This window comes from Actinopolyspora lacussalsi, assembly GCA_030803735.1.
GTDB lineage: Bacteria > Actinomycetota > Actinomycetes > Mycobacteriales > Pseudonocardiaceae > Actinopolyspora > Actinopolyspora lacussalsi.
Genome location: JAURUC010000001.1, coordinates 2,100,792 through 2,113,541 on the forward strand (window position 1 = coordinate 2,100,792; position 12,750 = coordinate 2,113,541).

Annotated in this window: 9 protein-coding genes; 5 read left to right on the forward strand and 4 right to left on the reverse strand. The window is 69.1% G+C overall.

What is annotated here, in order from left to right:
- Positions 1 to 204: 204 nt before the first annotated feature.
- A complete protein-coding gene (locus tag J2S53_RS09250; protein ID WP_456240644.1) occupies positions 205 to 861 on the reverse strand; it encodes a regulatory protein RecX in 657 nt (218 codons plus the stop codon).
- Between the two features lie 17 nt (positions 862 to 878).
- Positions 879 to 1,955: a recombinase RecA gene (recA, locus tag J2S53_RS09255; protein WP_092927101.1), complete on the reverse strand. Its 1,077-nt coding sequence runs from the start codon at positions 1,953 to 1,955 to the stop codon at positions 879 to 881.
- A 320-nt stretch (positions 1,956 to 2,275) separates the two neighbouring features.
- On the opposite strand from recA, the gene J2S53_RS09260 reads away from it, so the two are divergent.
- On the forward strand, positions 2,276 to 2,998 hold the full coding sequence (locus tag J2S53_RS09260; RefSeq protein WP_456240645.1) for a DUF4383 domain-containing protein: 723 nt from the start codon (positions 2,276 to 2,278) through the stop codon (positions 2,996 to 2,998).
- Between the two features lie 127 nt (positions 2,999 to 3,125).
- On the opposite strand, the gene J2S53_RS09265 is transcribed toward J2S53_RS09260, so the two are convergent.
- Positions 3,126 to 3,320, reverse strand: coding sequence for a DUF3046 domain-containing protein (locus J2S53_RS09265; protein WP_092979224.1), 195 nt, complete (start codon positions 3,318 to 3,320; stop codon positions 3,126 to 3,128).
- 275 nt (positions 3,321 to 3,595) lie between these two features.
- Here J2S53_RS09265 and J2S53_RS09270 point away from each other — a divergent pair, with 275 nt between their 5' ends.
- Positions 3,596 to 8,212 (forward strand): ATP-dependent helicase, encoded by a 4,617-nt coding sequence (locus J2S53_RS09270; RefSeq protein WP_456242754.1) that lies wholly within the window; start codon positions 3,596 to 3,598, stop codon positions 8,210 to 8,212.
- Between the two features lie 102 nt (positions 8,213 to 8,314).
- Positions 8,315 to 8,887, forward strand: coding sequence for a GNAT family N-acetyltransferase (locus J2S53_RS09275; RefSeq protein WP_092979228.1), 573 nt, complete (start codon positions 8,315 to 8,317; stop codon positions 8,885 to 8,887).
- 51 nt (positions 8,888 to 8,938) lie between these two features.
- Here J2S53_RS09275 and J2S53_RS09280 read toward each other — a convergent pair whose 3' ends face one another.
- Complete coding sequence (locus J2S53_RS09280; RefSeq protein WP_456240646.1) at positions 8,939 to 10,621, reverse strand: DUF885 domain-containing protein; 1,683 nt, start codon at positions 10,619 to 10,621, stop codon at positions 8,939 to 8,941.
- Positions 10,622 to 10,790: 169 nt separating this feature from the next.
- Between J2S53_RS09280 and J2S53_RS09285 the strand changes: the two genes are divergently transcribed.
- Both J2S53_RS09285 and J2S53_RS09290 read left to right on the forward strand, forming a co-directional pair.
- A complete protein-coding gene (locus J2S53_RS09285) occupies positions 10,791 to 11,417 on the forward strand; it encodes a DUF3153 domain-containing protein (RefSeq protein ID WP_456240647.1) in 627 nt (208 codons plus the stop codon).
- A 176-nt stretch (positions 11,418 to 11,593) separates the two neighbouring features.
- On the forward strand, positions 11,594 to 12,715 hold the full coding sequence (locus J2S53_RS09290) for a polyprenyl synthetase family protein (protein WP_456240648.1): 1,122 nt from the start codon (positions 11,594 to 11,596) through the stop codon (positions 12,713 to 12,715).
- The last annotated feature ends 35 nt before the right edge of the window (positions 12,716 to 12,750 follow it).

The following is a 12,750-nucleotide window of genomic DNA, read 5'->3' on the forward strand; positions in this document are numbered from 1 at the left end:
GTGCATACCCTGAAAGGGTACTACCCTTCCCACAAACGCGTGAGAGAACGCGAAGTTTTTTCCCGAAAACCGGAACACTTGGAAATTGGACCGATCCATCCGGAACAACCGATCCCGGAAAGCTCGCGCGCCAGGCTGAACAGCACCAACGATCCCGCCGCGGAACGACGACTCCGGACCGACGATCGACCCCGTGCGGCCGGATCAGTCATCCGGCTCGAACCACGGCTCGTCGTCCGATACGGACTCTCCCGCCTCGATCGCCTCCATTTCCTCCCGCACCACTCGGAAGGCCAACGCCTGACCGTACCCCTTCCGCGCGAGCATTCCCAGCAGGCGACGCATCCTGGCTCGCGGCTCGACACCGCTCATACCGCGCGATTTGCGCCGCACCAGCTCGCGGGCACGTTCCACCTCGGAATCGGTGTCCACCTCGTGCAGCGCCTCGGCGGCGGTCTCCTCCTCGATCCCCTTGTCCCGGAGTTCCTCCCGGAGCGCACCGCGCCCCAGGCCCCGCTGCCGGTGGCGGCCGCGTACCCACTCCGCGGCGAAGGCGGCGTCGTCGACCAACCCGGCCGCCACGAACTTGTCGAGCACGTCCTCGGCCGTTTCCGGGGCAACCCCGCCACGCAGCAGGGCACGCAGCAGCTCCGCACGGCTGCGCGCCCGGACCGCGAGCAACCGATAGACGGTCTCGCGTGCCGTCCGCTCGTCAGCGGACTTGCCGGCGGTGTCGCCCGAGTCCGCCGCGGTGTCGCCCGGCACCGCTTCGGGGATCTCGGCGGACGAAGTCGGATCCGAAGTCGACACCTCCTCGGGGCGAGGCGCGGTGTCGTCCGCGACGGATTCGGTCTCGGCCAAGGAAGTCACTCCTCCGATCAGAACTCGACGGGCGCGGGTTCGCTCTGCTGCTCGGCGGTGTCCGCACCGGCACCGGAGCCGATGCCCATCTTCTCCTTGATCCGCTTCTCGATCTCGTTCGCCACGTCCGGGTTGTCCCGCAGGAACTTGCGCGCGTTCTCCTTGCCCTGGCCGAGCTGGTCGCCCTCGTAGGTGTACCAGGCGCCGGACTTGCGTACGAAGCCGTGCTCGACTCCCATGTCGATCAACGAGCCCTCGCGGCTGATGCCGTGCCCGTAGATGATGTCGAACTCGGCCTGCTTGAACGGCGGGCTGACCTTGTTCTTGACCACCTTGACCCTGGTGCGGTTCCCGACCGCGTCGGAACCGTCCTTGAGCGTCTCGATGCGCCGCACGTCCAGCCGCACCGAGGCGTAGAACTTCAGCGCCTTGCCACCGGTGGTGGTCTCCGGCGAGCCGAACATGACGCCGACCTTCTCGCGGAGCTGGTTGATGAACACCGCTGTGGTCTGCGAGGTGTACAGCGCGGAGGTCAGCTTGCGCAGTGCCTGACTCATCAACCGCGCCTGCAGGCCCACGTGACTGTCGCCCATCTCGCCCTCGATCTCGGCCTTGGGCACCAGTGCGGCGACCGAGTCGATGGCGATTATGTCCAGCGCACCGGAGCGGATCAGCATGTCGGCGATCTCCAGCGCCTGCTCACCCGTGTCGGGCTGGGAAACCAGCAGCGAGTCGGTGTCCACACCGATCGCCTTGGCGTACTCGGGGTCCAGGGCGTGCTCGGCGTCGATGAACGCGGCCGTACCGCCACCCCGCTGGGCGTTGGCCACCGCGTGCAGGGCGACCGAGGTCTTACCACTGCTCTCGGGGCCGTAGATCTCGACCACGCGTCCGCGCGGCAACCCACCGATGCCGAGCGCGACGTCCAGCGCGATCGAGCCGCTGGGGATCGCCTCCACCGCCGGGCGGTTGTCCTCGCCCAGCCGCATCACCGATCCCTTGCCGAACTGCTTGTCGATCTGGGCAATGGCCAGTTCAAGAGCCTTGTTCTTGTCGTTGCTCTTGTCGCCACCCTTGTCGGATGCTGCTGCCATCGGGGTCCACCTCGGTCGGTTCGAAGGTCGTGGTCTCAGGGCCGACGCTACGGGTCAGGGCCGACATTCCGGCTCCGGGTCCACGGATCCGTGGACAACCTGCCCGGCTGTGGACCCATTCTAACCGAACTAATGTTCGAGAGCTTGTCGACACACCGCCACGGCCGCCGCGTCTCCCCTGCTGATCAGGTGCGATCTGTCGTTCCCCCGGGGGACACTGGAGCCATTCCACCGGGCAAGCCCCAGGAGCTCGCACCGGGCCCGCTCGGCCGGACGAACGACCACTACGGCCCGCGCGACGGGCGTCAGGAGGTGGCCGGATGCGCATCGATCGTTATCTGCCGCCGACACACTGGTTGAGCAAGGTCTACCGGGGCGGGGCCGCCGCCTTCGGCGGCGCGCTGATCGCCTTCGGCGTGCTCGGATTCACCAACAACCTCGGGTTCTTCTCGACCAGTGGTCAGCAGATCCTGGGGCTTTCCAGCAACGGGCTGCTTTCGCTGATCTCCGTCGTGGTGGGGGCGTTGCTGATCGCGGCGGCCGCGATCGGAGGGCCGTTGGCATCGACGGTCACCACGACGATCGGCGCGTTGTTCCTGCTGTCCGGCCTGGCCAACCTGGCTGTGCTCGAAACCGGGTGGAACCTGCTCGCGTTCGAGATGCAGAACGTGGTGTTCAGTCTGATAGCGGGCATGCTGCTGTTGTTCGTCGGGCTCTACGGCCGGGTCAGTGGCGGATTGCCCGAGGACAATCCGTTCGTGCGCTACCGACACCGGGAGCCGCCGGAGGGCGAGGTCCCCGAACAACGCGGCGCGGAGGAACAGCGGGCCGACGAGCTGAAACCACTGGCCGACGCGGAAGTCGCGTTGGGAGAGGGACACGCCACTCCGGAGCAGGAGCAGCTGGTTCGCTCGGAAGCGCTGCGCCTGGCCAGGGCGGAACGGCAACGCGCCTACGAGCACTACGCCCACATCCAGCAGGCGCTGCGGAACGAACGGAAACCCTCCGGGACGGGAACGGGAGAGACCGGCTCCGGCGGCTGATTGAAGTCTTCCGATCGGGTTTGGCGGCTCGCTCGGCGAGACCTCTCGCACGCCTGGTGAGCGGGTCCGGAGACATCGAGTAGGTGCCTCCGGTGCGACAGCGGGCCCATTCGAACAGCGAGCCCGCTCAGCGCCTGCCGCTGGGCACCTCGAAGCTGTCGCAGAGTACCGACCAGACGCGCTTGGGTTCCCAACCCGCTTCCAGTGCCTGATTGACGGTGCGCTCACCCAACGCGGCCAGTACGTGGTCCCTGGCCAACGTGTCGGCCCGGACATCGCCGAACTCCTCGGCCATTCGCCGCCGCAAAACCGTGTAACGCATCCTGACCAGGCTACGTGTACCGCACGGATGAGGAGATCCGCGCCCGCCGGATAGGCTGGTGCCATGTCGCAGGCCGAATTGACCGGATTGTCCTCGGCGTGGGGGCAGGCGGCGCTGGCCGCCATGCTGCTGATCATAGTGATCCTGCTGCTGCGCAGGCTGTGGAACCAGCGGGGGCGCTGACGACGGAAGTGGTGCCCGCGCACCGAGCGAGTCGTTGTCCATCGAGCGCGCGTGTCGGACATTGACTTCAGCATGGAACCGTGACGGATCCAATGGAACGGTTCTCGCCGCCTACGCGGGGGTGGTTCCGCGAGACGTTCGAGGCTCCCACCCCCTCGCAGGAGGAGGCATGGCGGGAGATCACCTCCGGGCAGCACACCCTGGTGATCGCACCGACCGGTTCGGGCAAGACGCTGGCCGCGTTCCTGACCGCCCTGGACCGGCTGACCCACACCGCCGTGCCGGAAGACCCGAAACGGCGGTGCCGGGTGCTCTACGTCTCGCCGATGAAAGCACTCGTCGCGGACGTGCGCCGCAACCTGCGCACCCCGCTCGCGGGGATCGAGCGGGAGGCCCACCGGCTGGGTGAGGAGATCACGGAGGTCGGCGTGGCCACCCGGACCGGTGACACCCCCACCGACGAACGGCGAGCTTTCGGACGGCGTCCGAGCGACATCCTGGTCACCACCCCGGAATCGCTTTTCCTGCTGCTGACCTCGACCGCTCGGGAGGCGTTGCGCGGAGTGGAGACGGTCATCGTGGACGAGGTGCACGCGATGGCCGGCGACAAGCGCGGCGCGCATCTGGCGGTATCACTGGACAGGTTGGACGAGTTGTTGCCCGGTCCGGCACAGCGGATCGGGCTCTCCGCGACGGTGCGCCCCGTCGACGAGGTGAGCGAGTTCCTGGCAGGGGGCAGGCCGGTCCGGGTGGTCCGCCCGCCCGATCCGAAACAGGTCGACGTTTCGGTGCGGGCTCCGGTGGAGGACATGGCGCGCCCCGAGTCGGGGACCGCCGAAGGGGACGGCACGGGCGGACGTGCGGCCTCCGTCTGGCCCGCGCTGCGGGAACGGATCCTGGAACTGGTGCGCCGGCATCGCTCCACGATCGTGTTCACCAATTCGCGACGGCTGGCCGAGCGGCTGACATCCGGCCTCAACGAGCTCGCCACGGAGGGCGGTCCGGACGAGGCGGACGGGGCGAGCACGACGCCCCGGGACGGACCGTGGTCGTTTCCCGCCGAGGCGGTCGGGGCCTCGGGCGTCACCAGCGGTGTGGCAGCGGTCGTGGCGCGTGCGCATCACGGTTCGATGTCCAAGCAGCAGCGCGCTTCGGTGGAGGAGGAGCTCAAATCGGGCGAGCTGCCGTGCGTGGTGGCGACTTCGTCGCTGGAACTGGGCATCGACATGGGGGCCGTGGACCTGGTCGTACAGCTCGAGACACCACCCAGCGTCGCCTCGGGGACGCAACGGATCGGGCGGGGCGGTCATCGGGTCGGCGAGCCCTCGCGCGGAGTCGTTTTCCCCAAGTTCCGAGGGGACCTCGTCGGATGTGCGGTGGTGGCGGAACGGATGCGTTCGGGAGCGATCGAGGCGCTGTCGATACCTCGCAACCCGCTGGACGTACTGGCACAGCAGATCGTGGCCGCGGTGGCCGTGGATGTCCGCGGGGTGGAAGAGCTCGCCACGCTGCTGCGACGGTCGGCACCGTTCGCCGCACTGCCCGAATCGGCGTTCCGGTCGGTGCTGGACATGCTCGCTGGGCGCTATCCGAGCGAGGAGTTCGGCGAGCTGCGAGCCAGGATCGTGTGGAACAGGACCACCGACGAACTGCGTCCCCGTCCCGGCACGCGGCGACTGGCCGTGACCTCCGGTGGCACAATACCGGACCGGGGACTGTTCACCGTGGTCACGCGGGTCTCCGACGCGGCGAGGGGTTCCGGCCGGAAACGGGTCGGCGAGCTGGACGAGGAAATGGTCCACGAGTCCCGGGTCGGGGACACTTTTCTGCTGGGCACCTCCTCCTGGCGGATCTCCGAGATCACTCACGACCAGGTGATCGTGACACCGGCTCCGGGGACTCCGGCGAGGATGCCGTTCTGGAAGGGGGACTCGACGGGCCGTCCCCTGGAGCTGGGGCGCGCGGTTGGTGGGTTTCTGCGCGAGATCTCCTCCGCCACTTCCGAAGGGGCCCGCGAGCGCACCCACGAGGCCGGGCTGGACCGCCCCGCGCGGGAGAACCTGCTGGCTTACCTGGCGGAGCAGCGGGCGGCTACCGGCCACGTACCGGACGATCACACGATCGTGGTGGAGCGATTCAGGGACGAGCTCGGCGACTGGCGGATAGTGGTGCACTCCCCGTTCGGCGAGCGGGTCAACGCGCCGTGGGCACTGGCGCTCGGCACGCGGCTGCGCGAACGCGGGGGCGCGGACGTCCGACCGGTTTCCGCCGACGAGGGGATCGTGCTGCGCGTCAGTGACGCACTCGACGACTCCGGGGCCGAGGTGGTGCCGAACGCCGAGGATGTCGTGCTCTCCCCGGAGGAGGTGGAACAGCTGGTAACCGACTCGATAGCCGGTTCGGCACTGTTCGCCTCCCGGTTCCGGGAGTGCGCGGGGCGGGCGCTGCTGCTGCCCCGCAGGGACCCGGGACGGCGCGCTCCGCTGTGGCAGCAGCGGCAACGTGCCACCCGGCTGTTGGAGGTGGCCGCGCGTTACGAACGCTTCCCGATCGTGCTGGAGGCGATGCGGGAGTGCCTGCGCGACGCCTACGACGTCGCCGGGCTGCGTGAGCTGATGTCGGAGATAGTCCGCCACCGCATCCGGGTGGTCGAGGTGTCCACCACCGGCCCGTCCCCCTTCGCGCGGAGCCTGCTGTTCGGCTATGCCGGGATGTTCCTGTACGAGTCGGACGCTCCGCTCGCCGAACGCAGATCGGCGGCGCTGAGTCTGGACACCGCGCTGCTGGCCGAACTGCTCGGCTCGGAGGAGATGCGGCAGCTGCTGGACGCCGAGGTCGTCGTCGAGGTGGAGAACGGGCTGCAACGGCTGGAGCGGCGACGGCACGCCCGCGGTCCGGAGGACACGGCGGACATGCTTCGGGTGCTGGGGGACCTCACCGAGGACGAGGCCGCGGCACGGGGCATCCGGCGGGAGTGGCTCGCGGACCTGGCGCGACAGCAGCGTGCGCTGTTGGTACACGTCGCGGGCGAAGCGAGGTGGATCGCCGTCGAGGACGCGGGCAGGGTCCGGGACGGGCTGGGCGTCGCCCTGCCCGAACGTGTTCCCGAGGTGTTCACCGAACGGGTCGAGGACCCGCTGGGCGAACTGGTCTCACGGTTCGCGAGGTGCCGTGGACCGTTCCACGCCGACACGCTCGCGGAGCGGTTCGGGCTCGGTGCGGCGGTGGTCACGGAGGTACTGGAGCGACTGCGGGGCTCCGGACGGTTGGTGCGCGGCGAACTGCGTCCGGCCGAGGTAGGCGGCGACGGCGGTGCGGAGTACTGCGACGCCGAGGTGCTGCGCAGGCTACGACGTGCTTCGCTGGCCAAGCTCCGCTCCGAGATCGAACCGGCCGAACCGGCGGCGCTGGGCAGGTTCCTGCCGGTCTGGCAGGGCGTGGTCTCGAACGGTGTCGGCTCGCGAGGTGTCGGCTCCCAGCGGAACGGTTCCGCGGCCGACGTGCTCGCGGTGGTCGAACAGCTGGCGGGAGTCCCGCTGACCGCTGGTTCGCTGGAATCACTGGTCCTGCCCGCCCGAGTTCCCGGCTATCAACCGGCCATGCTGGACGAACTCACCACCGGCGGCGAGGTGGTATGGGTCGGAGCCGGCGCGTTGGCGCACGACGACGGTTGGGTGGCGCTGGCGCCGTCCGACATCGCCGAGCTGGTGCTACCGGACCGGGTGAGCGGCCACGAGAACTCGGACACCCACGACGCCGTCCGGGAGTCCCTGGAGGACGGCGCGCTGTTCTTCCGACAGCTGGCCGACCGCGCCACCGAACTGCTCGACCGACGTGGGAGGACGGGAACGAGCGAGGCCACGCTGGTATCGGCGCTGTGGGATCTGGTGTGGTCCGGTGAGGTCACCAACGACACCCTGGCGCCGCTGCGCGCCCTGCTGTCCGGCCGACGCGCCAACCGTCGTCCCCGACGCGTGCCACGGGGGCGCTACGCCAGACCGACTTCGGTCAGGGCGGTGTCCACGGCGGGCTCCGGGCCACCCGGCGTGACGGGCCGCTGGTCACTGGCGCCGACGCCCTCGGAGGAGACCACCAGCCGCGCGAGCGCGCGCACCGAGACCTTCCTACAGCGCCACGGCGTGCTCACCCGCGGCTCACTGGAGATCGAACGGGTCACGGGTGGGTTCGCGGCCGTCTACCGGGTACTGCGGATCGTGGAGGAGGCGGGCGGCTGCGGGCGCGGCTACGTGGTGGCCGGGTTGGGCCCCGCGCAGTTCGCTGCGCCCGGGGCCATCGACCGATTGCGCGACTTCGACGGCTCGACCCGACAGCAGGACCCCGATCGGGCGGTGCTGCTCGCCGCGACCGACCCGGCCCAGCCCTACGGTGCTGCGCTGCCCTGGCCGGAGGTGGCCGGGAACACCCGGCACCGGCCGGGGCGTAAAGCCGGTGCGCTGGTGGTGCTCGTCGACGGGGAACCGGTGTTCTACATCGAGCGGGGCGGCAAGTCGTTGCTGTCGTTCACCGAACGGGAACGGCCGCTGCGTGCCGCCGCGGGACGGCTGGCCGAGGCGGTGACGGAGGGAGAACTGGAGCAGTTGGTGTTCCGCCGTGCCGACGGGGAAAGCGCGATCGGCGGCGAGCTGGCGGGAATCCTCGTCGCGGCCGGGTTCCGGCCCACTCCGCAGGGACTGCGCCTGCGGAATTGAAGCGGCGGCGAGCCGCGCGCACAGCGCCACCGCGGCGTCGCGTCCCGCTGAACACCCCACCGGGAAGCGTGGTCGGCGGTGAATCCTCTAGGGTGCGAGGCTGTGACCGCTGCACCGTCTCCGCGTTGCGAACGAGTGGTGGAACTCTCCGCCGACGAGCTGCGTGCCAGACTGCCCGAAGCCGTGCGGGTATACGTCACGGCCATGGGTTATCCCACCTGGGCCACGCAGCAGCGTATTCCGATCTGGTCGGCGCACATGTCACGCGCCGGATGGCGCTGCGTGGTGGCGTTCAACGACCGGGACGAGGTGAGCGGCGTCGGTTACGGCTACTCGGGGGCCACCGGCCAGTGGTGGCACGAGCAGGTGCGTCGCGGGATGCTGGAACGCCTGCCCCAACAACGGGCACACGAGTGGCTGGACGACTACTTCGAGCTGACCGAGCTGCACGTCCACCCGGACACACAGGGACACGGACTGGGGGAAAGCATCCTGCGCACCCTGCTGGCGTCCGCGCCGGGCGCGAAGGTACTGCTGTCCACCCCGGAAGGTCCCACCAGGGCGTGGCGACTCTACCGCCGGCTCGGTTTCGTCGACGTGCTGCGCGACTACCGATTCAGCGGTGACCCTCGCCCGTTCGCCGTGCTGGGGCGCGACCTGCCGCTGGAGGCGTGACATCCGAGGGGCTGCCCCTCGGATTCGGCGTGGCAGCCCCTCGGAAACCACTCACAGGTAGGAGAGCTGCTCCCGCAGGGTGTCCAGCCCCATGGGCCCCATCTCCAGCGCGTCGCGGTGGAACCGCTTGAGGTCGAAGTCCTCGCCGTGGCGCTGTCGTGCCTCGTCCCGCGCGGACAGCCAAAGCCGCTCACCGAGTTTGTAGGACGGGGCCTGCCCCGGCCACCCCAGGTAACGGTCTATCTCGTCCCGCACGAGAGCGGTGTCGGTGATGGTGCGGGTGAGCATGAACTCCAGCCCGAGTTCGGGGGTCCAGGTCCGCCCCTCGTGGAAGCCGGTCCCCTCCGGAATGCGGAGCCGCAGGTGCATACCGATGTCCACGATCACGCGGGCGGCTCGGAACAACTGCTCGTTGAGCATGCCGAGCAGATTGCCGTCGTCCGCGAAGTAGCCCAGCTCGCGCATCAGCCGCTCGGCGTACAGCGCCCATCCCTCGCCGTGAGCGGAGACGAAGCAGCCCAATCGCTGGAACTTGTTCAGCCTGTCCGCCTGGTGCACCGCCGTTGCCACCTGCAGGTGATGCCCCGGCACACCTTCGTGGTACACGGTGGAAACCTCACGCCAGGTGGAGTACTCGTCCTTGTCCGGTGGAACGGACCACCACATCCGACCGGGCCTGCTGAAGTCGTCGTTCGGCGGCGTGTAGTAGGCACCCGTTCCACCACCGGGCGGGGCGATGAGGCACTCCAGGTTCAGCAACGGCTCGGGAATGTCAAACTGCGTTCGGCTCAGATCCCGCAACGCCTGATCGGACAACCGCTGCATCCACTGCGCGAGAGCCCGCTGACCGTGCACCCGATAACGCGGATCGGCGTCCAGTGCCGCGGCCGCCTCCGCGAGCGTGGCCGAGGGCTTGATCCGATCGGCGACACGTTTCATGTCCGCCTCGATCGCCGCGAACTCCTGCCAGCCCCACTCGTAAGCCTCGTGCAGGTCCAGCTTCGCGCCGGTGAAGTACCTCGACCAGAGACGGTAGCGTTCCTCCCCCACGGCGTCCTCGGCCGGAGCCTGCGGCAACAGCTCACCTCGCAGGAAGTCCGCGAGTCCGGCGTAGGCCTCCGAGGCGACGTTGGCAGCGGCGTTGAGCTCGTCGCGCAGTCCCGGGGAAAGGTTTTCGGCACGCGTGACCATGTCCCCGAAGAAGGACTTGCCGTCGGTCCTGCCGGACCAGGTGTCGCACTGTTCCGCGACGCGCTTGACCTGTCGTGCCGCGGCGACGTCACCGTTGGCGGCCGCTTCGGACAGGCCAGCGGTCAGCCCCTTGACGGCCGCGGGCATGGCGGACATCCGTTTGGCGATGTCGTCCCAGTGTCCCTCGGTCTCGCCCGGCATCAGGTCGAAGACCTGTCGCAGCTCCTGGACCGGGCTCGCTATGACGTTCAGCGCCGACATGTCGGCACCGGCCTCGTGCAGTTCGACGTCCAGACCGACCCGTTCGGTGAACACCGCCTTGGCGATCCGCTCCGACTCGTCGACGGGCTCGGCGGCCGCGATCTCCGCCAGGGCACGCCGGGCCAGGTCACCCCGCGCACGATGGCCGTCCGGCGAGTAGTCGGGCAGCTCCTGCTGCCCCACGGAAAACCCCAGCATGGTCGCGGCTATGGGATCGAGCGCCGCGAGCTCCTCCACGTAACGGTTGCTGATCTCGTGCACGCCCCGGGCCTCGGTTGACATGGCAGCACGCTACCTCGCCGAGCCGCGGCACCGAACACGGATCCGCCACCTCGGACGGCACACCACCGCGCGCAGCCGGTGAAAAACGCTGTGACGTGGCACGATCACAAAGGTGCGGGGTGTGCGGTGTTCCGGTAACGCGACTCGTTCCCGATGGGGCGCGTCGCTGATGATCATGCTTGTGGGCATCCTCGTCTCGGGGTGTCTGAACGCGACCGTGTCACTGAGTATCAACGGCAAGGACGAGGTTTCCGGTGAGGTGATGGTCGCCGTCCCACCGACTTCGGACCGGCACGACTTCCGACTGCGGGTACCGGAGGAGCTTTCCGACAAGGTCCGGCTGAGTCCGTACCGGGAGGGGGAGGCCCGTGGTTCCAAGCTGGAGTTCGACGAACTGAGCTTCGACGAGGTGGAACGGCTGGCGACCGAGCTGAACCGGTCGGATTCACGGTACAAACTGTCGATCTCCAGGTCCGGCTCGCTCGTCGAGGTGAGGGGCTCGGCGGATCTGACTCCGCTGGCGGAAACCGATTCGGAGGTGCTGGTGGAAATCAGCGCGCCGGGCGAGGTGACCACCACCAACGGCGAGACGAACGCGGGGATGGTGAGCTGGCGACCCCAGCCCGGGGAGGTCACCGAGATGTCGGCGACCTTCCAGTTCACCGATGCCAGGAGCGCGGGCCTGTTCGGCTGGTCGTTGGTACTGGGCGGCGTGACGTTCGGAACGGCACTGCTGGTGGCGGTACTGGCACTCGTCACCCGCCAACGCGCCCGCGCCGACTCCGGGAGACGCTGAGTAGCGGGACGGAGCTCGCCCGTGTGACCGGTTCCCCCGACGAGTGAATCGGTACTGCCGGCCGGTGGGCCCTGGTGAGCGGCGACGTGCGCCGAGCCGGTACGCAGCGGTGTGCCCGTGCGACGCGGACGCACCCCGTAGTGCGGACATACCCGCTCGTCACGGAGGATTGGGACATGTCCCTGGAGAACCCGCCGGCAGGAGACGAGACGACACCGGACGTGGATCACGATGTCGCGGAGCACGTACGCCGGGAACTGACCGACTACCTTCGCGTGCGGGTCCGGGAGTGTGCCGAGCTGGATCCCGCCATCTCCGAAGCCGCCGAGGAAGTGTCGGAATTCGTGCTGCGCGGCGGCAAACGGATCCGCCCCACCTTCGCGTGGTGGGGTTGGCGCGCCGCCGGAGGAGAGGCGCGGGACCGGGACGCCGCGAGCATGCTGCGCGCGGCCAGCGCGCTGGAGCTGATCCAGGCATGCGCGCTGATCCACGACGACCTCATCGACGGCTCGGCCACCAGGCGGGGCAGCCCGACCGTGCACGTGCGGTTCGCGGCGACGCACCGGGAGAACGGCTACACGGGAACCCCGGAGCACTTCGGGCTCGCGGCGGCCGTGTTGTTGGGCGACCTGGCGCTGAGTTGGGCCGATGACATGCTGCACGCCGCGGGGCTGGCGCAGGACGCACTGCAGCGAGCCCTGGAGCCCTGGCGATCGATGCGTACCGAGGTACTCGCGGGTCAGTACCTGGACATGCTCGGGCAGGCCCGCGCGGACGAGTCCCCGGATTCGGCACTGCGGATCGACCAGCTCAAATCCGCTTCCTACACGGTGGAACGTCCGTTGCAGTTCGGAGCACGCGTGGGGGGCGCCGACCCGGCCACGGTGTCGACGCTGCGCGGCTTCGGCGCGGACATCGGAATCGCGTTCCAACTGCGCGACGACCTGCTCGGCATGTTCGGCGACCCCGAGATCACCGGCAAACCGGCGGGTGACGATCTGCGCGAGGGCAAGCGCACGGTGCTGGTGGCCGAGGGGATGCTACGGGCCCGGCAGCAGCACGACGAGGCGGCCGCACGGCTGCTGAGTTCCGCACTGGGCGATTCAGAGCTGACCCGGCCCCGCGTGGAACTGGTCCAGGAGGCACTGACCCGGATCGGTGCGGTCGAAGCCGTGGAGCGACGCATCGACGAGCTGACGGAGTCCGCGATGTCGGCGCTGCACACCGACGAACTCGCGGAACCGGCCGCGACCCGGCTCAAGGAACTCGCGATCACGGTGACCGACCGCAACCGCTGACATCGCAGCCGCCGGTATGGGCACCACTGGTATGG

Excerpts from the sequence above, each read along its gene's own strand:
- recA (WP_092927101.1), bottom strand. The coding sequence starts at position 1,955 with ATGGCAGCAGCATCCGACAAGGGTGGCGACAAGAGCAACGACAAGAAC.
- J2S53_RS09260 (WP_456240645.1), top strand. The coding sequence starts at position 2,276 with ATGCGCATCGATCGTTATCTGCCGCCGACACACTGGTTGAGCAAGGTC.
- J2S53_RS09265 (WP_092979224.1), bottom strand. The coding sequence starts at position 3,320 with ATGCGTTACACGGTTTTGCGGCGGCGAATGGCCGAGGAGTTCGGCGAT.
- J2S53_RS09270 (WP_456242754.1), top strand. The coding sequence starts at position 3,596 with ATGGAACGGTTCTCGCCGCCTACGCGGGGGTGGTTCCGCGAGACGTTC.
- J2S53_RS09280 (WP_456240646.1), bottom strand. The coding sequence starts at position 10,621 with ATGTCAACCGAGGCCCGGGGCGTGCACGAGATCAGCAACCGTTACGTG.
- J2S53_RS09285 (WP_456240647.1), top strand. The coding sequence starts at position 10,791 with ATGATCATGCTTGTGGGCATCCTCGTCTCGGGGTGTCTGAACGCGACC.
- J2S53_RS09290 (WP_456240648.1), top strand. The coding sequence starts at position 11,594 with ATGTCCCTGGAGAACCCGCCGGCAGGAGACGAGACGACACCGGACGTG.